Origin of the sequence: Croceicoccus gelatinilyticus, from assembly GCF_018398395.1 — a bacterium.
Classification (GTDB): domain Bacteria; phylum Pseudomonadota; class Alphaproteobacteria; order Sphingomonadales; family Sphingomonadaceae; genus Croceicoccus; species Croceicoccus gelatinilyticus.
Window position 1 is genome coordinate 304792 of the sequence record NZ_JAHCBF010000001.1, and the last position, 20011, is coordinate 324802.

Annotated in this window: 21 protein-coding genes; 11 read left to right on the top strand and 10 right to left on the bottom strand. The window is 64.4% G+C overall.

Annotated features, from left to right (window positions below; genetic code table 11):
* Positions 1-39: 39 nt before the first annotated feature.
* From KIH45_RS01680 to KIH45_RS01710, 7 genes are all read right to left on the bottom strand, one after another.
* The gene (locus KIH45_RS01680) at positions 40-1446 is read right to left on the bottom strand and encodes a DEAD/DEAH box helicase (protein WP_213174259.1); all 1407 of its coding nucleotides are present in this window, start codon (positions 1444-1446) and stop codon (positions 40-42) included.
* Positions 1447-1666: 220 nt separating this feature from the next.
* On the bottom strand, positions 1667-2344 hold the full coding sequence (locus tag KIH45_RS01685; protein WP_225899578.1) for a retropepsin-like aspartic protease family protein: 678 nt from the start codon (positions 2342-2344) through the stop codon (positions 1667-1669).
* A gap of 24 nt (positions 2345-2368) precedes the next feature.
* On the bottom strand, positions 2369-3550 hold the full coding sequence (locus KIH45_RS01690; RefSeq protein ID WP_213174260.1) for a CCA tRNA nucleotidyltransferase: 1182 nt from the start codon (positions 3548-3550) through the stop codon (positions 2369-2371).
* Positions 3547-4149: a CoA pyrophosphatase gene (locus tag KIH45_RS01695; protein ID WP_213174261.1), complete on the bottom strand. Its 603-nt coding sequence runs from the start codon at positions 4147-4149 to the stop codon at positions 3547-3549. The genes KIH45_RS01690 and KIH45_RS01695 overlap by 4 nt, the downstream gene beginning before the upstream one ends.
* A complete protein-coding gene (locus tag KIH45_RS01700) occupies positions 4146-4715 on the bottom strand; it encodes a DUF1285 domain-containing protein (RefSeq protein ID WP_213174262.1) in 570 nt (189 codons plus the stop codon). Before KIH45_RS01700 ends, KIH45_RS01695 begins: the two co-directional genes overlap by 4 nt.
* 28 nt (positions 4716-4743) lie before the next feature.
* Positions 4744-5265, bottom strand: coding sequence for a GNAT family N-acetyltransferase (locus KIH45_RS01705; protein WP_213174263.1), 522 nt, complete (start codon positions 5263-5265; stop codon positions 4744-4746).
* A 122-nt stretch (positions 5266-5387) separates the two neighbouring features.
* Entirely contained in the window at positions 5388-6509 is a 1122-nt protein-coding gene (locus tag KIH45_RS01710; RefSeq protein WP_225899579.1) for a PQQ-dependent sugar dehydrogenase, read from the bottom strand.
* A gap of 114 nt (positions 6510-6623) precedes the next feature.
* Between KIH45_RS01710 and KIH45_RS01715 the strand changes: the two genes are divergently transcribed.
* Together KIH45_RS01715 and KIH45_RS01720 are read left to right on the top strand one after the other, a co-directional pair.
* Positions 6624-7217, top strand: a complete 594-nt coding sequence (locus KIH45_RS01715; protein ID WP_213174265.1) for a ribonuclease HII — start codon at positions 6624-6626, stop codon at positions 7215-7217.
* A gap of 17 nt (positions 7218-7234) precedes the next feature.
* Complete coding sequence (locus KIH45_RS01720; RefSeq protein ID WP_213174266.1) at positions 7235-8146, top strand: oxidoreductase; 912 nt, start codon at positions 7235-7237, stop codon at positions 8144-8146.
* 18 nt (positions 8147-8164) lie between these two features.
* On the opposite strand, the gene KIH45_RS01725 is transcribed toward KIH45_RS01720, so the two are convergent.
* The gene (locus KIH45_RS01725; RefSeq protein WP_213174267.1) at positions 8165-8857 is read right to left on the bottom strand and encodes a sulfotransferase family protein; all 693 of its coding nucleotides are present in this window, start codon (positions 8855-8857) and stop codon (positions 8165-8167) included.
* 266 nt (positions 8858-9123) lie between these two features.
* Between KIH45_RS01725 and KIH45_RS01730 the strand changes: the two genes are divergently transcribed.
* The 3 genes from KIH45_RS01730 to KIH45_RS01740 all read left to right on the top strand — a co-directional run bounded on the left by KIH45_RS01730 (position 9124) and on the right by KIH45_RS01740 (position 12044).
* Positions 9124-10269 (top strand): site-specific DNA-methyltransferase, encoded by a 1146-nt coding sequence (locus tag KIH45_RS01730; RefSeq protein WP_213174268.1) that lies wholly within the window; start codon positions 9124-9126, stop codon positions 10267-10269.
* A gap of 69 nt (positions 10270-10338) precedes the next feature.
* The gene (folP, locus tag KIH45_RS01735) at positions 10339-11481 is read left to right on the top strand and encodes a dihydropteroate synthase (RefSeq protein WP_213174269.1); all 1143 of its coding nucleotides are present in this window, start codon (positions 10339-10341) and stop codon (positions 11479-11481) included.
* Positions 11478-12044, top strand: a complete 567-nt coding sequence (locus KIH45_RS01740) for a DUF1643 domain-containing protein (RefSeq protein WP_213174270.1) — start codon at positions 11478-11480, stop codon at positions 12042-12044. The genes folP and KIH45_RS01740 overlap by 4 nt, the downstream gene beginning before the upstream one ends.
* Here KIH45_RS01740 and KIH45_RS01745 read toward each other — a convergent pair.
* Together KIH45_RS01745 and KIH45_RS01750 are read right to left on the bottom strand one after the other, a co-directional pair.
* Positions 12034-12804 (bottom strand): SDR family NAD(P)-dependent oxidoreductase, encoded by a 771-nt coding sequence (locus KIH45_RS01745; protein WP_213174271.1) that lies wholly within the window; start codon positions 12802-12804, stop codon positions 12034-12036. The two genes, KIH45_RS01740 and KIH45_RS01745, sit on opposite strands and share 11 nt — an antisense overlap.
* A 32-nt stretch (positions 12805-12836) precedes the next feature.
* Positions 12837-14252, bottom strand: a complete 1416-nt coding sequence (locus KIH45_RS01750; protein ID WP_213174272.1) for a sigma-54-dependent transcriptional regulator — start codon at positions 14250-14252, stop codon at positions 12837-12839.
* Positions 14253-14566: 314 nt separating this feature from the next.
* On the opposite strand from KIH45_RS01750, the gene KIH45_RS01755 reads away from it, so the two are divergent.
* The 6 genes from KIH45_RS01755 (at position 14567) to KIH45_RS01780 (ending at position 19994) form a co-directional block, all read left to right on the top strand.
* Complete coding sequence (locus KIH45_RS01755; protein WP_144095402.1) at positions 14567-14689, top strand: aa3-type cytochrome c oxidase subunit IV; 123 nt, start codon at positions 14567-14569, stop codon at positions 14687-14689.
* 14 nt (positions 14690-14703) lie between these two features.
* On the top strand, positions 14704-15846 hold the full coding sequence (locus tag KIH45_RS01760) for an NAD(P) transhydrogenase subunit alpha (protein WP_213174273.1): 1143 nt from the start codon (positions 14704-14706) through the stop codon (positions 15844-15846).
* A gap of 113 nt (positions 15847-15959) precedes the next feature.
* Entirely contained in the window at positions 15960-16265 is a 306-nt protein-coding gene (locus KIH45_RS01765; RefSeq protein WP_066765803.1) for an NAD(P) transhydrogenase subunit alpha part 2, read from the top strand.
* A 44-nt stretch (positions 16266-16309) separates the two neighbouring features.
* A complete protein-coding gene (locus KIH45_RS01770; protein ID WP_213174655.1) occupies positions 16310-17773 on the top strand; it encodes an NAD(P)(+) transhydrogenase (Re/Si-specific) subunit beta in 1464 nt (487 codons plus the stop codon).
* A gap of 190 nt (positions 17774-17963) precedes the next feature.
* Positions 17964-19166, top strand: a complete 1203-nt coding sequence (locus KIH45_RS01775) for a S8 family serine peptidase (RefSeq protein WP_225899580.1) — start codon at positions 17964-17966, stop codon at positions 19164-19166.
* A 108-nt stretch (positions 19167-19274) separates the two neighbouring features.
* The gene (locus KIH45_RS01780) at positions 19275-19994 is read left to right on the top strand and encodes an aspartate/glutamate racemase family protein (RefSeq protein WP_213174274.1); all 720 of its coding nucleotides are present in this window, start codon (positions 19275-19277) and stop codon (positions 19992-19994) included.
* The last annotated feature ends 17 nt before the right edge of the window (positions 19995-20011 follow it).

Genomic DNA, 20011 nt, shown 5'->3' on the forward strand with positions numbered 1-20011 from the left:
TTCGCAGCTACCGCCCTTTCTTGTTTCATTCAGCGCCGATCAGCGTGCGCGAACCGCGTTCTTGTGCGCGCCGACGCCCTTCGGACCCTTGGGCTTGAAGCGGCGCTTGCGGCCCATGTCGTCACGCGGCTGGCCGTCGCCGCGGTTTTCCTTGGCCTTGCGGGCCTTGCGCTGTTCAAAATCGCGGTTGTTGCCGCCCTTCTTGGGGCCGCGCGGCTTGCGATTGCCGCGGTCCTGACGCTCGCCATATTCGGCACCTGCTGGCTTGCGACTGGGCTTGGGCAGGCTCTCGGCGCGCTTGGTGAAGTTGTCGACCAGCGGCATCGGCGTCAGGCGAACGCCTGTCAGCTTCTCGATGTCGCGGATGTAGTTCTTCTCGTCCGGCGCGATGTAGCTGATCGCCACGCCATCTGCGCCTGCACGGGCGGTGCGTCCGATGCGGTGGACGTACTGTTCGGGCACGTTCGGGATCTCGAAATTGAAGACGTGCGAGACGCCCGTCACATCAATGCCGCGTGCCGCGATATCGGTCGCGACCAGCACGGGGACGTTGCCGGCACGGAAACCATCAAGCGCGCGGGTGCGCTGGGCCTGCGTCTTGTTGCCGTGGATCGCGGCCGCCGTGATACCGGCTGCGGCAAGGTGGCGCACGACGCGGTCGGCACCGTGCTTGGTGCGGGTGAAGACCAGCGTCTTCTCGATCTCGCCGCTGGCAAGACCGGCCTGTAGCGACAGGGTGAGCAGCGCCTGCTTTTCGGCTTGGTTCACAAAGGTGCCGTACTGTTCGACGCGTTCAGCCGTCGTCGCCTGCGGGGCGACTTCGACCTTGACCGGATCGTTGATGAAGCGGCGCGACAGGTCGGCGATGTCCTTGGGCATCGTCGCGCTGAAAAACAGCGACTGGCGATCCTTGGGCAGCAGGTTGGCGACGCGGGTCAGCGGCTTGATGAAGCCGAGGTCCATCATCTGGTCAGCCTCGTCGAGCACGAAGATCTCGACGTGCTTGAGCGTCAGCGCGCGCTGGTCGATGAGGTCGAGCAGGCGGCCCGGCGTTGCCACCAGCACGTCTGTGCCCGGGACGAGGCGGCGGGCCTGCTTGCCCACCGGAACGCCGCCGAAAACGCATTCGACGTTGATCGGCAGGTGCTTGGCATAGCGGCGCATATTCTCGGCGATCTGGGCCGCCAGTTCGCGGGTCGGCGACAGGACAAGCATACGGCACGATGCCGGATTGGGCTTGTAGCCGTCAGCAGCAAGGCGATGGAGCGAAGGCAGCGAGAACGCGGCCGTTTTGCCGGTGCCGGTCTGCGCGATGCCAAGAAGATCGCGCCCTTCCATGAGGGCGGGAATGGCCTGGCGCTGGATCGGCGAAGGCTCGGAATAGCCTTTTGCCTCAAGCGCGCGGAGAATGGGCTCGGCAAGGCCGAGTTCCTGGAAATAGGACATGAAAATACTCGCATTGGCGCTGCCGCCAAAGTCGGCGGCGCGCGGGGGTCCACAAAGGCGACCCGTGCGTGATTGGGGAAGCTTTACGACAGCGACCGTCGATCTGCCGCGGGCCACTCCGCTATTTTGAGGTGCGGGCGCTCACGCTGGCGGCTGATGGCAATATTCTGCCGTCGCTGGCGGGCCAGATAGTTGCTGCGCCTGCGAAATGCAATGATTTTCAGTTTTGCCCGCTATCCGACGCCGGGACGAGGATCAACGTGCCGTCTTCCACGCTCCATTTCTGGAGGCGCGAGAGGAAGTTCATGCCCAGCACGTTCATGCCGTTCATCGACGGCGCGATGACCGCGCGCAGGTCGTCGGCGCGGATCGTGCCGGTCTCCAGCCTCTCGATACTGGTCAGGTGTGCAGGCGCGGTCCCGTTGGCGGTTTCCAGCCGCACGGTGCCCAGGACCGAACTGGCGGTAAGCCCTGCGGCCTGCGCCGTGTCGGGCGAGATCGCGGTCAGGCTGGCGCCGGTATCGACGAGGAAACGGGTGGGGTGGCCGTTGACTTGCGCCTCTATCCAGTAGTGCCCGTCGCGTGAAAGGGGGATGTGCGTTTCCTGCCCCTGCACGACCTGTTCGGGCACGCCCAGCTGCGGCATGGCGAGATCGGGGTTGAGGCGCGCGATGTCGATGACGGTCATGACCAGCACGGCGACAAGCGCAAAGCTGCCGAAGCCCCGCATCAGGCCGCCGGTCTTCGGCATCGACTTTACCAGCGCGCCGCCAACCATGGATACGCAAAGCGCGATCAGGGCGATCGCCAATAGCGGATAGCTGGCGAAGACTTCGCCATAGGGCAGGCTTTCCAGAAAGGTCACGAACCGATCCATACCGCTGTCATAGCGACCCATGCCTTTCGCCAGCCTGACCGTTTCTCAGGCGAGATTGGCGACTTCCTCGGCCATGATTTCGCGGGTGCGCGCCTCGTCGGGGAAGCCTTCGTCGACCCAGCGGGTTTCGACCGTGCGCAGGACTTTCGCGACTTGCGGACCGGCACCGACACCGGCCGCGACGATCTCGCCGCCCTTGATGGGAAGCGCGGGCACTTCCCATCCCGCAAGGTCGCTGACCGATGCATCGAGCAGCAGGAGCCGGTCACGCGCGATTTCCAGACCTTCGCGATAGGCCAGAGCGCGCGGGTTCGCGGTATCCGCCTCTGTCCGCGCGGCGCCCACCTTGATGCGCTTTTTCTGCGCGTTCGAGAGACGCAGGCGTGACGCGACCTGTTCGGCACATGACGGATCGGGCGGCAGCAACGAGGCAAGGCGGCGGATGGCGTCTGGTTCGATCCCCGCTTCCCGCTCCGCCGTGACAAGCCGCGCCAGCCGGTTCACCTGTACGCCGCCCGTTTCGGGAAGGACGACGGCAAGAACGCCGAGTTCGGCCATGCGGGCGATCGTGGGCGAGGGGTCGGGCAGGGCGAGCAGGTTCTGCAATTCCCAGCCCACACGCTCACGCGAAAGGCCCTTCAGCGTCGGGGCGAGTTCGCGGCAGGCGGCAACGGCTTCCTCGTTCGCCGGCTCGCTGCCGAAACGGGCGTGGAAGCGAAAGTAGCGCAGGATGCGCAAGTGATCCTCGCGGATGCGTTCGTGCGCGTCGCCGATGAAACGGACGCGGCGCTCAGCCAGATCGTCCAGCCCGCCGAAATAGTCCGAAACCTCGAAAGTCTCGGGATGGGCGTAGAGGGCGTTGATCGTGAAATCGCGGCGCGCGGCATCATCCTTCCACTCGGTCGCGAACGCCACGGTGGCGCGGCGGCCATCGGTGGCGATGTCGCGCCGCAAGGTCGTGACTTCGACCGGACCGCTGTCGAGGACGGCAGTGACTGTGCCATGTTCGATACCGGTAGGCACGGTGCGGATGCCCGCGTCCTTCAGGCGCAGGACGACTTCGGCAGGTTCGTGGCGAGTGGCAAGGTCGACGTCATGTGCGTCGATCCCCATCAGCGCGTCGCGCACGCAGCCACCGACATAGCGGCACTCGTCCGCGCCCAGCGCTGCGATCAGCGTCGGGAGGTCGGGCCGCTTCGTCCATTCGGCTTCGGTGATCGGCTTCATCGCGCCGCTGCCTGCCAGTGGAGGCGTTTCGACAGGTTTGCGAGGATTGCCCCCGTGACGCCCCAGATGCGGTGCCCGTCCCACTCCATGTCGATGAAACTGCGGTCGCGGCCTTTCCAGTGGATATGGTTTTCCTTGTGGTTCGCCGGATCGAGCACGAACGAGAGCGGAACCTCAAACCATTCGTCCACTTCGGCCGGATTGGCGCGCAGATGCAGGTTTGGTGAAACCGTGGCGAGGACCGGCGTGATGGAATAGCCGCTTGCCGAATTGAAGATGTCGGTCGTGCCGATGACATGCACGGCGGACAGGGGGAGGGCGATCTCCTCGTGCGCTTCGCGCAGGGCAGCCTGAACCGGCGTTTCGCCCGGATCGATCGCGCCACCCGGGAATGCGACCTGGCCGCCGTGATTGCGCATCTTCGCTGGCCGCTCGATCAGCAAAACGCCCGGATTCTCGCGGCGTTCGGTGACCGCGATCAGGACCGCGGCATCGCGCGGATCGCCTTCGGCCAGTTCGCCTTCGTCGCGCAAATCGTGGATCCGCCGGCGATGGCCGGATCGATGCATCGCGGTGAGCCGCTGACGTATCGCGCTCATCCCTCGCCCTCTGGCAGCAAGGCAAATCGCTCACCGCAGCTTGTCACGGCAAGCGGGTCGTGCCCCTCGGCAATCGCGATTTCGGCCAGTTGCGCATAAGTCGACCGGTCGAGCCTCGCTTCCAGTCCGTCGCGCACTGTTGCGTATATCGCGGGCGTTTCCGCATCGCCGCGCGCGACGATCGGGTGGTCGGCATCGGCGGTGACGAATTCGTCGGTGTTGAGCCGGAACGTGATTGCCCGCGTGCCATCCTCGTCATGGACGCGCACGTCGGTGGCGACAAAGGGGGCATCCTCCACTTCGATCGACAGCTTCTGGTAGGGGACGACCAGCCAGTATCCGTCTTCCTCGCGCCGCAGCAGGCCCGAAAAGGCGCGCACCATCGCGTCGCGGGTGATCGGTGCGCCGTCGTGATACCAGCGCCCGTCGGCAGCGATCCGCATGCCGCTTTCGCCGGTATTTTCCGGGTTCCACTGGGACACGGGTGGTAACTTGCGCGCAGCGACCGCCTCGGCCACTTCGGCAAGTGTCATTCCGGCAAGATCGGGGGGAACGTCGTATGGCATCTTTCAGTGAAAGCGATGCCAGATCGGTTCAGTTCCGCCAAGGCCCCAACATCCCCTTTTCGGGGAGGATGGCCGGATTGGCACAGCGGACGAGCAGGCGCGAAGGCTCCCATGGGCCCGGCGCGGCCCAGCCGCCAGTGTGTTCGGCGCTGAACCCGAAGAACCGGCCATAGTAATCCGCGTCTCCGATCAGGACCTGCGGCAGCGGGCCGGCTTTTGCCTTCGTATCGTCGAGCGCGGCCAATGAGGCCAGCGTCAGCGCCTTGCCATAGCCCATGTCCTGATGGCCCGGCAGGACCGCGACGGGTCCCACCATCACCATCGGGTGCGCGCGACCATCGGGATCGGTCAGTGCGATCGGCCAGCACTGGATCGTGCCGACAAGATAATCGTCATCGTCGAGCGCGGCGAAGGACAGACCGGGCAGCCAGTCCATCCCGTCGCGCACCTTGTAGGCGGTGCGCTTCTGCCGCTCCGGCTCGAAAGCACGGTCGAGCAGTTCCTCGATCAATGCGGGATCGACCTGGTCGAGAGGGATGATCGTGGCCATGCGCGAAGTGGTTGCCCCAAGTTGTGCGAACGGGGCGCGCGGATAGGGCGGGGGGCGTCCCTTGTCGAGTACTATCGCCGCAAGGGCCGCGCCCACCTCGCCAGATGATCAGGGCCAAATGATCAGGATTTTGGCGTCAGCCGCCAGAGCTTCGCGCCCGAACCGTCTTCTGCAACCCAGATCGCGCCGTCGGGCGCTTCCTCGATCGCTCGCAGGCGATTGTCGAATTCGTAGCGCGCAGCCTCGACCGGCTTTTCGCCGTCCATGGCGATGTCGATGATGGCCTGTGTCGAAAGCCCTGCGACAAGCGCGTGCCCTTCGAGCGAGGGGAACAGCTTGCCCGAATAGAACAGCATCCCGCCCGGCGCGATCACCGGGTCCCAGCTGATCGCAGGTGCCGTGAATTCGGGCCGCGTCGCATGGTCGGGGATCGGATCGCCGTTGTAGTGGATGCCGTTCGACACGACGGGCCAGCCGTAGTTTTGACCCGGCTCGACCTTGTTCAGTTCGTCCCCGCCGCGTGGGCCGTGCTCGATGTCCCAGAGCTGTCCGTCCGCGTCGAATTCCAGCCCCAGCAGGTTACGGTGGCCCCACGACCAGATCGCCGGATCGCCGTCCTTGTCGGCCAGCGGATTGCCGGGGGCTGGGGTGCCGTCGAGAAGGAGGCGGACGACAGTGCCAATGACGTTGGATGTATCCTGCGCCGGATCCATCTTCTGACGATCGCCCGAGGAGATGAAGAGATATTCGCCGTCGGGCGAGAAGGCGAAGCGGTGCGAATAGTGGCCGCGGCCCGTCACTTTCGGTTGGCGCCAGAAGACGTCGAAGCCGGTGATGGTGCAGTTCGTTGCGGTTTCGCACGAAAGCGTGCCGCGCCCTGCCGCAGCGCCGCGCGTGTCGCCTTCACCCGGCTCTGCATAGGACAGGTAGATCGTGCGCCCGTCGAGCGTGTCGGAGCTTTCGGATGGCAGGAAGGCAATGTCGCCCAGCCCGCCCTGACCGCCATAGGCGACCTCGGGCACACCGCCGACCGTAATGCGCGCGCCGGTCTTCGTGTCGAGCCCGACCACAGTGCCAGCCTTCTGCGTCAGCAGGACCATGTCTGTTCCAGCGGCGAAGGCCATGGCCCAGGGCTCGTCGAACGTGCCCATGTCCTCGATCACGAAAGCATCGTCGGCGGGGCCGGGTTCGAGCTGGACGGCATTTTCGACAGCCTGTCCACCATCGCTGGCAGTCGAAGGCATGCCGCAGCTTGCAAGGGCGGCCGCGGCGGGCAAGAAGGCGATCCTGATGTGCATTTGCGAACCTGTTTTCTTTCTGGTGCCCGGCAAGTCCTGCAAGGCGATGTTCCGTTGAGCATGGACCGCATCATCATCGGTGTCGACGAAGCGGGGCGCGGTCCGCTGGCTGGCCCTGTGGTGGCCGCTGCGGTCGTGCTGTGCAAGCCCCGACCGGCGGGCCTTGGCGATTCCAAGGTGTTGAGCGCGAAGAAGCGCGCCGAGCTGGAGGAAATGATCCTGCGCCGTTGTCACTGGGGCATCGGCGTGGTGGAGGTCGAGGATATCGACCGGCTCAACATATTCGGCGCGACAATGCTGGCGATGACACTGGCGACAGAGGCGGTCTGCGCCAAGATCGGCTGCGATCCGATTGAAGTGCTGATCGACGGCAACCTGACCCCACAGGGCCGTCGCCCCGAGTGGCGCTGGCCGGCCCGCGCCATCGTCAAGGGCGATGCGAAGGAACCGTGCATTTCCGCCGCCTCGATCATTGCCAAGGAGCACCGCGACCGGTTGATGCGAGAGGCTGCGAAGGCACATCCGCACTATGGCTGGGAACGGAATGCGGGTTACGGCACTTCCGAACACATGGAAGCGCTGCGCGTCCATGGGCCGACCCCGCTGCACCGTCGCAGCTTTGCGCCTGTCGCGCAGATGGAAATGCCGCTGTAACGATAAGAGGATAGCCCATGCCCGGATTTACCGCTGCCGATGTTCCCGACCTTTCGGGCCGGACTTATGTCGTAACGGGGGCGAACACGGGGCTGGGCTTCGAAGCGGCCCGCGTTTTGGCGGGCAGAGGCGGCGAAGTCGTGCTTGCCTGTCGCAGCGAGGACAAGGCCCGCGCGGCCATGGCGAAAATACTCGAGGAAACGCCGGGCGCGAAGCTGGATTTCGCCGAACTCGACCTGGGCGATCTGGAAGCGGTTAAACAGGCCGCCGAAAGCCTGTCGCAGCGCGAGAATCTCGATGTTCTGGTCAACAACGCTGGCGTGATGATCCCGCCGCTGTCGCACACGGAACAGGGGTTCGAATTGCAGTTCGGCGTGAACCATCTAGGTACATTTGCACTGACCTCGCTGCTCCTTCCCAAGTTGGCCGAGGGCAAGGACCCGCGTGTCGTCGTCACTTCCAGCATCGCGCACCGCAGCGGACAGGCCGTGTGGAGCGACCCGAAAGCGGAAGAAGACTATGCCCGCGGTCAGCGTTATTCGGACAGCAAGCTCGCCAATGCGCTGTTCTTCGTGGAACTGGCGCGGCGGCTGTCGGCCATCGGTTCTCCGGTTATGTCGGTCGGATGCCATCCCGGTGTCGCCTCGACCGAACTGGGCCGCCATGTCGGCATAGCGAACCTCGCGATGAAGTTCGTGGGAATGGTGCTGAACACCGCAGAGCAGGGAGCATGGCCGACGCTTCAGGCGGCGACAGGGCCGGAGGTGGCGAACGGCGACTATTACGGTCCGCGCGGCCTTCGTGAGATGAGCGGGCCATCAGGCCGCGCCTTCCTGACGCGGCTGGCGCGAGATCCGGGTGCGGGTGAATGGCTGTGGAAGCGATCGGTCGAACTGACCGGCGTCGATCCGGAACTCCTGCCAGCCTGACCTGGTCGCCCCGGCTACCTAGCCAAACGCCTTGGCTTTGAGCGAGGCTATATAGCCGCCCGCGAAAGCTTCCAGCTCCGCCGGATCGGACGGCAACCCGCCTTTCTCATCCGATGCTGCGCCCAGCTCGTCACGGCTGTTGACGCGGGGGAAGGGCTTGTCCGGTATGTCCGCGCCCAAGAACGAACAGAGCGGTTCCCAACCTTCCTTCGGGTGAAAAACCAGCAGCCGCTCATCGGAAATCGTGGCAATCACTTCGTCGTTCCGGCGTTTGTACCAGTCCGTCATGAATGCGCGATCGCGGACCTTGTCGCCAAACGGCGCGAAGATCGTGCCGGCCATAAACCTCTCGACCGGAGAGCCTTTCAGGCTGTCCATCATGCGCGGGGCGAAGATCGTCTCGCTCACGCTGTCGAACCAGCTGTCGGGATCGCGCACAGTCAGCACGACTTTCGCATCGGGATAGAAGTCCGCCAGTTCGCGCCAGTAGCTGCAGGCGGGATAGTCGGTGGTGGAGCGGTACCCGTCGAAGATCGCGTCCCAGTCGGGCTTGCCATCGACGACGTCCTGCCACAGCCCGATCGAGCGGCTGGCCGTCCGGAATACCTCGACCATGTGGTAGCATGGCCCGAAGCCGATCTCTTCCAGTGCGAACTTCGTCGAGAAGGTGGCGTTGCGGCCAAGGCCTGCGCCGATCACTTCCAGTGCCATGCATACCCCCCGTTCGGCGCAGCAGTGCGCCCGCCACCGAAGATGCGGGGCAGGGCACATCGCGGCAAGCGAATAATCAGCAGGGCGAGTCTTCGATGTCACACCACACGATCTTGAGTCTGCGATTCTGGCCAAGACTCAACATGATGTGCCCGACTGTTGCGACACGGACTCACCTGGCCCGCCAAACCGACCCGACCGCCGCAATCGGTGCTTGACCGCGAGTCCCACAGGAATCACCATGGGTTTTCCACAGGGGGTTCCACATGGCGACGGTTCTGCTGAACACACCCTCGCGCGTCGAAGAAAAGAAGCGCGAGACCAAGATCGAAGTGCGCAAGGACCTGCCCATCGGGCAGATCCTCGATGGCGACTGCATTGCCGCCATGCGCACTATTCCGGCCAATTCCATTGACATGATCTTTGCCGATCCGCCCTACAACTTGCAGTTGGGCGGCGACCTGTCACGCCCTGATGGCAGCGCGGTCGACGCGGTGACGGACGACTGGGACAAGTTCGACAGCTTTGCCGCCTACGACGCCTTCACCAAGGGCTGGCTGGCAGAGGCGCGCCGCATCCTGAAGCCGAACGGCTCGCTCTGGGTGATCGGCAGCTATCACAACATCTTCCGCGTCGGCACGGCGATGCAGGACGCAGGGTTCTGGGTTCTCAACGACATCATCTGGCGCAAGTCGAACCCGATGCCCAACTTCAAGGGCACGCGCTTCACCAATGCGCACGAAACGCTGATCTGGGCAAGCATGGGGGAGAAGGCGAAGTACACCTTCAACTACCGTGCGATGAAGACGCTGAACGATGAACTGCAGATGCGTTCGGACTGGGTCCTGCCGATCTGCAACGGACAGGAACGGCTGAAAAAGGGCGGCACCAAGGTTCACCCGACGCAGAAGCCGGAAAGCCTGCTCTATCGCGTCATGCTGGCGACGACCAATCCGGGTGACGTCGTGCTCGACCCGTTCTTCGGTACCGGCACCACCGGCGCTGTCGCCAAGCGCCTTGGCCGCGACTGGATCGGGTGCGAGCGTGAAGGCAATTACCGCGAAGCCGCGCTGGAACGTATCGAGATGGCCCTGCCGCTCGACGAATCCGCGCTCAAGACGATGCAGTCGAAGCGCCAGGCCCCGCGGGTTGCCTTCGGCTCGTTGGTCGAAAACGGCTATGTCCCCGCAGGTACCAAGCTGTTCGACAAGAAGCGGCGCTATTCCGCCGAAGTGCGTGCCGACGGTTCGCTGGTTTCGGGCAAGGAAACGGGTTCGATCCACGGGCTGGGCGCATCGCTTCAGGGCGCGCCTTCGTGCAACGGGTGGACCTTCTGGCACATGGAAGCGGGCGGGCAGGTTCAGCCGATCGACGCGCAGCGCCAGCTTTACATCCTCGCCACCGAGGACTGACGCCAAAGGCAGGGGATATGGGCCGATCTTCATTGGCCTGAAGCAATTGGCCCGTTATTGGGCTTTGCCATGCCCAAGCTTTACATCCAGCCGCTGACGTTCGCTCCCTCGCCGCAGGCAATCGAGGGTGCGGACGACATGCCCGGCGCGATCCGGCTGGCCGGCACGATGTGCTATGCCCGCGATTTCGCGCTGATCGTCCGCTCCGAAGCGGGCCACGTGCAGAGCCGCGACATCGTGCAGGCGCCCGACGTGGCCGCAGCGCTCGCCAAGCTGCCTCCCGCCCTGGTCGAGGATGGCGAGCGGCAGTGGTCGAACCTGCGCATGGCGCATCCGGCGATCGAGCTGCAATTCTCCGATGGAAGCGGCCGTACGATCCGGCTGGACCAGCCGCAGGTCATGGGCATCCTCAATGTCACGCCCGACAGCTTTTCGGATGGCGGCAGCTTCGACGACGATGTCGATACGGCGGTCGGACGCGGCGTCGATATGCTGGAGGCAGGCGCCGCGATCATCGATGTCGGTGGGGAATCGACCCGTCCCGGTGCTTCGACGATCTGGGAAGGCGACGAGATCCGCCGCGTGATCCCCGCGATCGAACGGCTCGCCAATGGCGGAGCGGCGGTGTCCATTGACACCCGCAAGGCTGCGGTGATGGAAGCTGCGCTTGAGGCAGGGGCGCGTATCATCAACGACGTGTCGGGCCTTCAGTACGACAAGCGCAGCGCCGAAGTCGCGGCGGGGTCAGGCTGTCCGGTCGTCATCATGCACGCACCGGGCAAGGGCGATGATCTGCACGCGGGCGCGAAGTACCAGAATGTCGTGCTCGACGTGTTCGACGATCTTCGCGCGCGCCGCGATGCCGCGTTGAAGGCGGGCGTGAAGCGCGACAACATCATCCTCGATCCGGGCGTCGGCTTCGGCAAGACGCTGGCCGAGAACCTTGCCATCATCAATTCGCTGCCGCTGTTCCATGCGCTGGGCCATCCGTTGCTGCTGGGTGTCAGCCGCAAGCGGTTCATCGGCGCGCTGTCGAACGAGGCTCCTGCGGAAAAGCGTCTGGCAGGCTCGCTTGCGGTGGCGACGATGGCGCTCGACATGGGCGTGCAGATCCTGCGTGTCCATGATGCGGCAGAGACGGTGCAGGCGATGCATGTCTGGCGCGGTCTTCGCGACGGGGCTCTGACGGATTTCTCCCAGCTTCCGCGATGAGCGGGACTATCGACGCGGCCAGCGCGGTTCGCCGGATCGCGGACTGGGCCGCCGCGTGCGAGCTCGATTTCCGGCATGATAACGAGATCGGCCACGGCGCGGTGTTCAGCCGGTGCGGGCGCTACCGCTATCTTCTCTGGCGCGATGCTTCGTCAGACCGCGAGATGCTCGCCATCGCCATGCTCAACCCGTCGAAGGCCGATCACCTTGCCAACGACCCGACCATCGCGCGCTGCCATTCGCGGGCGCGGGAGGCGGGGGCGTCGCTGCTGGTCTGGAACCTGTTCGCCATGCGCGAAACTGATCCGCTGCGCCTGAAGAAGCGGCGCGGGCCGGTGGGCAGGCACAATGACGCGGCGACGCAGCTGGCTCTGGAAATCGCGGGCACGACCATCGCGGCCTGGGGCGTGTATGGCGCGCATCGCGGGCGGGATCGCGATGTCGCGAAGCTATGCGGCGATGCGGCGCTCGATTGCTATGGCACGACCAAGGAAGGCCATCCGCGCCACCCACTCTATCTGCGCAAGGACGTAACGGCGCAGCGCTGGACAGTCAGACCCTGAGGCTGGCTCCGCCGTCGCTAAGCAGGGCGATGCCAGTGACATTGACGGCAAGGTCGGACAGCAGGAAACCGATGGAAGCGGCGATCTCGTCCGTATCGGGCACTCGCTTCAGCAGCGTTCCTTTCGCCAGTTCGCCCATCATTGCGGCGCGTGCATCGTCGTCTCCGTGCAGCGATCCGGTAATGTCCGCCTTGTCCCAGATGGGCGTATCGACCGGACCGGGCGCGATGGCGTTGACCCGGATGCCTTGCGAGGCGCCCTCTGCCGCCGCAACGCGCATCAATTGCAGGACGGCGGCCTTGCTGGTCGCGTAGGCCGCTGTGCCCGGATAGGGCTTGGTGCCGGAAACGGAACTCGTCACCACGACAGAGCCGCCCTTGGCCGCCATCGCCTTCATCACGCGGCGCAGGCCAAGGAACACACCGTCCACGTTGACGGCCATGCATTTTTTCCATTCGGCCAGATCGCTGTCGACGATGGACTTGCCGCCCGGCGCAATCCCTGCGTTCAGCAGCGCGCAGTCGATCTCGCCCAGATCGCGCATGCCGGTCGTCCAGAGCTCGACATCGGAAACGTCGCCGCCGATGCGCACGACCTCGCAGGACAGGTCCATCGCGTCGAGCGCAGGGCGGTCCATGTCGACCAGCACCAACTTTGCCACGCCATGCGCGTCCAGCCAGCGAGCCGTCGCCGCGCCAATGCCCGATGCTGCGCCGGTGATCAGCGCGGTCTTGCCCGAAAAGTCGAAATCAGAAGCCATGCGCGGCAGCTAGCCGCGATCAGGTAGCCCCATCAAGCCGCATTATCGATGCCGAGGTCGCCCAGCTTGCGGTAGAGCGTCGAACGCCCGATGCCGAGGCGGCGTGCCACCTCGCTCATCCGGCCGCGATAATGGCCGATGGCGAGGCGGATGACATCGGCCTCGATGTCTTCCAGCGTGCGTAAGTGCCCGTCGGGGCCGAACAGCGTCACGCCGCCGCCGTGAGCCGGAACAGGGGCGGCTGCATGTTCGCCGACGATGTCGAACAATTGCGGGAAATCCTGCACGGTCAGCGCGTCGCGGTCGCAGAAGACGGCGGCGCGGAACAGGACGGCCTGAAGCTGGCGCAAGTTGCCCGGCCACTCGTATCCTTCGAGAAGGGCCAGTGCCTCGTCCGTCACGCCAAGCCAGCGCAAGCCCGGCTGTTCACCGATCAGCGCAAGAAAATGGCGCGTCAGCGGCGCGACGTCGCCGGTCCGTTCACGCAGTGGCGGGAGCGCGATGGTAGCAGTGCCGAAGGCGTCGGCCAGCGCAGGCGCGATGACGCCCTGTGCGGCCAGAAGCTGCGGATCGTCGGCGGAGGTCGCGATGACGCGGACGTCGAGGCGGAAGCTGTGCGATGCGCCTAATGGCTTGGCTTCGCCTGACGAGATCGTGCGGGCGAGCCGTTCCTGCAGGGCGGGAGGCAGGCGTTCGATATCGTCGATCAGCAGCGTGCCGCCGTCGGCATCCTGCAGCGCGCCGGATTTGCGGTCGAACGCGCCGGGGAAGGCACCTTTTTCATGCCCGTAAAGTGCCGATTCAAGGTTGCCGGGGCTCATCCCCGCAGTGTGCAGCACCACGAAGGGTGCCTTCGCACGCGGGCTGGCCGAGCGCATGGCGCGGGCGAGCAGTTCCTTGCCGGTACCTGCCTCACCGGCCACGATCACCGGGCCATGGCCGCGCGCAGCCTTGGCCGCGCGGGCAAGCGCCGCTCGGAAATTGGGGGCCGATCCGATCATCATGTCGAAATCGAGCGATGCCTCGATCTTTTCGGCAAGCGGGGCCAGTTCGTCGCGGATGACGTCCGACTGGGTCGAACTTTCGAGCGCGTAGAGCAGGCGTTCCGACGCGATCGGCTTCATCAGGTAATCGGTCGCGCCAGCGCGCATCGCCTCCACCGCCAGCAGGGGCGAGGCGCTTTGCGTCAGGAACAGGATGGGAAGCGCCGGGGCCGCTTCGCGAATCGTGCCGATGACGTGGCAGCTTTCATCACGCGCAACTTCGCTGTCGAGAAGAAGCGCGCAGACGCGGCCGTCATCGGTGCGGGCAAGGCGCGTAATGGCCGCACCGACATCGGCGACGGACTGCGTGCGCCATCCGGCGCGTGCCGCGATGGAGCTTACGAGACGCACTTGCGCAGGGTCGCGATCGACCACTAGCAGCAGGCGCAGTTCGTCCTCTTCCATGCCGGTTCCCTCATTCCGCGAGGCAGGATGCCCGCAGTGTTCGGAGGAAATGAATAAACGGACATCGTAAACAATGCCTTTAAAAGATGGGAAGATATTGCCGGATGTCCAGTTGGAACCGGCGTCGCCCCGGCCTGTCCGGGCACCTGCACGGCAGGTCGCGGTGGCCAACCTGATACTATTGGCAGGGCTTGTGCGCGTAACACATGCGGGATAGAGCCAAGCGCCCCGCGGGTTCCAAGGCCTGCGCGGGACTGGTTATCGCCCGGCCGCACGCGGAACGGGCGCAATAGCGAAGGGGAATACGGACAGCCATGGCTACCAAGGACAACATGAAGGCCGCGCGCTCGACTTACGAGGGTTTCATTTCGATGACCAAGTGGGGCACCATTGCGTGCGCCATCATCGCTGCCATCGTCGTGATGATCATCGCCTGATTGGCTGCTGACCCATGGAGGGAACGGGGCAGGGGCCAATCATCGCCGTCGTGGCGGAACGCGGTGTCGGAGAGACCCGCGTTGCCGCGACACCGGAAACCGTTAAGAAACTTGCGAAACTTGGCGCGACGCTGAAAGTCGAAAGCGGTGCGGGGCGTCATGCCTCGATCTCCGATGCCGACTATGTCGACGCCGGCGCAACTGTGGGCGACCTTGCCGCGACCGTTAAGGATGCGGACTGGGTGCTGGGCGTTCAGGCGCCTGCCGTGCTCGACCTTGCAGGGGCGAAGCCGGGCGCGAAAGTCGCCGCGATCTTCGATCCGTTCCGCAATCGCGATCTCGTCGACGCCTACTCGGCCGCCGGGTTCGAGGCATTGTCGATGGAATTCATGCCGCGCATCACGCGCGCGCAGTCGATGGACGTCCTGTCCAGCCAATCGAACCTTGCCGGATACAAGGCCGTTCTGGTCGCTGCCGATACCTATGGCCGCGCTTTCCCTATGATGATGACCGCAGCCGGTACGATTACCGCTGCCAAGGCCTTCGTCATGGGTGTGGGTGTCGCAGGACTTCAGGCGATCGCAACGGCCCGCCGTCTCGGTGCGCAGGTTTCGGCCACCGACGTCCGCTCAGCCACGAAAGAGCAGATCAAGTCGCTGGGCGCGAAGCCGATCTTCGTCGAAAGCGTCGAAGGGATCGAGGGCGAAGGCTCGGGCGGCTATGCCACCGAGATGAGCGACGAGTACAAGAAGGCTCAGGCCGAGCTTGTCTCCAGCCACATCGCCAAGCAGGACATCGTCATCACCACCGCGCTGATCCCGGGGCGGCCTGCGCCGCGCCTGATCACCGACGAACAGATCGCTTCGATGCGGCCCGGTTCGGTCATCTTCGACCTTGCTGTCGCACAGGGCGGCAACGTCGAAGGCAGCGTGCCTGACGAAGTGGTCGAAAAGCATGGCGTGAAGATCGTCGGTTTCTCGAACACGCCCGCGCATCTCGCCGCCGACGCATCGGCGCTCCTTGCCCGCAACTTCTTTAACTTCCTGTCGGCCTTCTGGGACGCAGAGAAGAACGAAGTCGTGCTCGACGAGGAGATCGGCGACGCCATCCGGCTGACCAAGGACGGGAAAGTCGTCAACGAGCGGCTGACTGCATGATCCGCAGCGGTCTGCCGGGGCGGGATTTTGTTTCCGCCGCGCAGGTCGCCGGATCGTCGGGCTACAATATAAGGCAGGTGCAGCCAGGGCGCTGACCGGCCAAGGGGGAAATCATGGATTTCATCGCTATCCTCTCGATTTTCGTGCTGGCGTGCTTCGTCGGCTATTACGTCGTCTGGTCGGTTACGCCGGCGCTTCACACGCCGCTCATGGCAGTGACCAACGCGATTTCGTCGGTCATCATCGTCGGCGCGCTGATCGCGGCTGCCGAAGCCGGTAGCCCCGCTGCCAAGTGGCTGGGCCTTGTCGGCATCGTGCTTGCCAGCGTGAACATCTTCGGCGGCTTTGCTGTCACCGAACGCATGCTCGCCATGTACAAGAAGAAGGAGCGTCCTGCTCCGAAGAAGGAGGCGAACTGATGGGTCTGTTCTCCTTCCTCGCCGCCGCGACCGACGCGGTGATCATGAACGATTACGTAGCAGGACCGACCAGTCTGGCCGTTCCGGCAGAAGCGGCGGCACACGCGGTGAACCCGTGGGTGGCGTTTGCCTACCTCGTCGCGGGCGTTTGCTTCATCCTCGCACTGCGCGGCCTGTCGCATCCCACGACTTCGCGTCAGGGCAACCGGTACGGCATGATCGGCATGACGATCGCGGTCGTCACCACGTTGGTCACGCATGACATTGCCAGCCTGCCGGAAATCGGCATTGCCATCTTCCTGGGCGGCACGATCGGCTGGGTCATCGCGCGCAAGATCGCGATGACCGACATGCCGCAACTTGTTGCGGCCTTCCACTCGCTCGTCGGTCTTGCCGCCGTGCTCGTGGGCTGGGCGGCCTATCTCAACCCCGGTGCTTTCGGCATTTTGGGCGAGGGCGGGGCGATCAGCCCGGTCAGCCGCGTGGAAATGGGTCTTGGCATCGCCATCGGTGCGATCACGTTCTCGGGCTCGATCATCGCGTTCCTCAAGCTTGCCGGCAAGATGAGCGGTGCGCCGATCATGCTGCCGGGCCGCCACTTCATCAATCTCGGCACGCTTGCCGCGATTCTTGGTCTGACGGTCTATTTCACGCAGGACCAGTCGTTCTGGATCATCGCGGTGATCACGGTGCTGGCCTTCATCATCGGCTTCCTGCTGATCATCCCGATCGGCGGCGCGGACATGCCGGTCGTCGTCTCGATGCTCAACTCGTACTCGGGCTGGGCGGCTGCGGCGATGGGCTTCACGCTGCACAACACGGCAATGATCATCACCGGCGCGCTGGTCGGCGCATCGGGTGCGATCCTGTCGTACATCATGTGCAAGGCGATGAACCGCGGGTTCCTTTCGGTCATAGCGGGTGGCTTTGGCGCGGATGCCGGCGGCGGTGGCGGCGGTGCTGCCCAGACCGATCGTCCGTGGAAGCGCGGCAGCGCCGAGGACGCGGCCTTCATGATGAGCCAGGCCGAACAGGTCATCATCATCCCCGGCTACGGCATGGCCGTCGCGCAGGCACAGCACGTGCTTCGCGAGATGACCGACCTGCTGAAGGAAAAGGGCGTCACCGTGAAGTTCGCGATCCACCCGGTCGCGGGCCGCATGCCCGGTCACATGAACGTCCTGCTCGCCGAAGCGAACGTTCCTTATGACGAGGTCTTCGAGCTTGAGGACATCAATGGCGAGTTCGCACAGACCGACGTTGCCTTCATCATCGGTGCAAACGACGTCGTGAACCCGGCGGCCAAGACCGACAAGTCCTCGCCGATCTACGGCATGCCCGTGTTCGAGGTGGACAAGGCCAAGCAGGTCTTCTTCATCAAGCGTTCCATGGGCGGCGTGGGCTATGCCGGCGTCGACAACGACGTCTTCTACATGGACCAGACGATGATGCTTCTCTCCGACGCGAAGAAGATGGTTGAGGAGATCAACAAGTCGCTCGCTGATTAAGCGTGCTCGACCGGCAGAAAAATGCATTTGCCGGTTAACCATTCATCGCCGCCGGAGAGGGACAGAACGTTTCTCTCCGGCGGCGAATTTAGTTTCATATGATGCTAAATGGCATTGCGTCCGTGAAATGACCGGTTAGTCTGATCGCATCCCCGGGGGTCGGGGATACATCAGGGAGACTATCAGGGTCATGCATTCCAAGGGACTGATTTTCGCGGCACTTGCAGGCGCAAGCCTCATTGCCATGCCGGCAGCTGCAAAGCCGACTGAAGAACGCGGCGCAAAGCCGATCGCCAACCAGTACATCTGCGTCTTCCACAAGGGCGCGGTCTCCAAGAACCTCGTGAAGGTCGCTGCCGAAGGTGCCGTTCGCGGCAACGGCGGCCGTGTCATGCACACGTACAAGAACACCATTCGCGGTTTCTCTACCTACATGCCTGCACAGGCTGTCGAACGGATGAAGGCCAAGAACCCGGGCATCGCCTATTGCGAGCAGGACCAGGTCTTCTCGCTCGGCCCGATCGAAGTCACGCCGATGGCGCCTCCTCCGGGCAAGGGACCGGGTGGCGGTGGCGGCGACGGCGGTGGTGACACCACGCTGACCCACGACGATGGCGATGCGGAAACGCCCTACGGCATCGACCGCGTGCACGGCGGCGAAGCCTACACCGGCAATCATGTCGCCTACGTCATCGATTCGGGTATCGATCTCGATCACCCCGATCTCAACGTCGACGTCGCCAAGAGCCGCGATTTCACCGGCGAAAACAACGGCGGCGAAGACACGAACGGCCACGGCACGCACGTTGCCGGTACGATCGCCGCCAAGAAGGACGGCACGGGCGTCGCCGGTGTCGCAGCCGGCGCCAAGGTCATCGCCGTCCGCGTCCTCGATTCGAGCGGTTCGGGCAGCTACTCGGCTGTTATCGCCGGCGTCGACTATGCCGGTCAGGGCAATGCGGGCGACGTCGCCAACATGAGCCTTGGCGGCGGTTTCTCGCAGGTCCTGAACGATGCGGTGATCGCCGCGTCGGAGAACGGCATCCTCTTCGCGCTGGCTGCCGGTAACGAACGTGCCGACACCTCGCGCAAGTCGCCGGCCAGCGCCGAAGGCCCGAACATCTACACGATCGCGGCCATCGACGATGCCGACGGCTGGGCGAGCTTCTCGAACTACGGTCTCGAAGTCGACTTCGCAGAGCCGGGCGTGGCCATCGCCTCGACCTATCTCGGCGGCCAGTATGCGTCGATGAGCGGAACCTCGATGGCTTCGCCGCATGCGGCAGGCATCCTGCTGTGGGGCGAAGGCATCACTGCCGAAGGTGGTGTGACGCGCCGCAAGGACAGCTACTCGATCGGTATCCTCGGTTCGGGTCCCGCACCGCACAACTGATCGTACCGTGTCTTGCCCCTTTGATCTAAAAAGGGGAGGAGACCGGCAAAACGGGGCGGCGCGTCGCTGGACGCGCCGCCTCATTTGTTCCTAGAAGTGCACTGCTACATGAAGAATGAGGGAATCGGACATTTGCGCAAATTGGGCGTAATCGGCGGGATGAGTTGGGTTTCGACCCGCGACTACTACGAAGACATCAATCGCATCGTCCAGCGGAAGGTCGGCGCGCAATCTTCCGCCCCCCTGATCATCGACAGCCTGGATTTCGCGCCCCTCTACCGGCTTTCCAGCCGCGAGGACTGGGACCGGGCAGCAGAGGCGCTGGCCGCATCAGCAAAGCGGCTGGAGGCGGCAGGCGCAGAGGCGCTGGTGATCGCGGCGAATTCGATGCACTGCGTCTATGACCGCGTGGCAGAGGCTGTCTCGATCCCGATCCTGCACATTGCTGACTGCGTTGCCGATGCGATGATCGCGGACGGCAAGACCAAGGCCGCGGTGCTTGGCACGCGCAATGTCATGATGGAAGAATTCTACCGTCGCCGCCTCGTCGCGCGCGACATCGAACTGCTTCCGCCCGAAATGGACACGGTCGAGACGGTGGACCGCATCGTTTACGAAGAAGTCATGCTGGGCAAGGTCCGCCGGCAGAGCGAGCGGGCCCTGCGCACGATCATCACCAACCTCGAAAAGGACGGGGCAGAGGCGATCGTCCTGGCGTGCACCGAACTCAATCTCATCGTCCATACCGAGGCGAACGTCCTGCCGATCTTCGACGGCGCGGCCATCCACGCGAAGGCCGCGGCGAACTGGATTCTCGGCGAGAGTTGATCGGCTCTTCAAGTCGT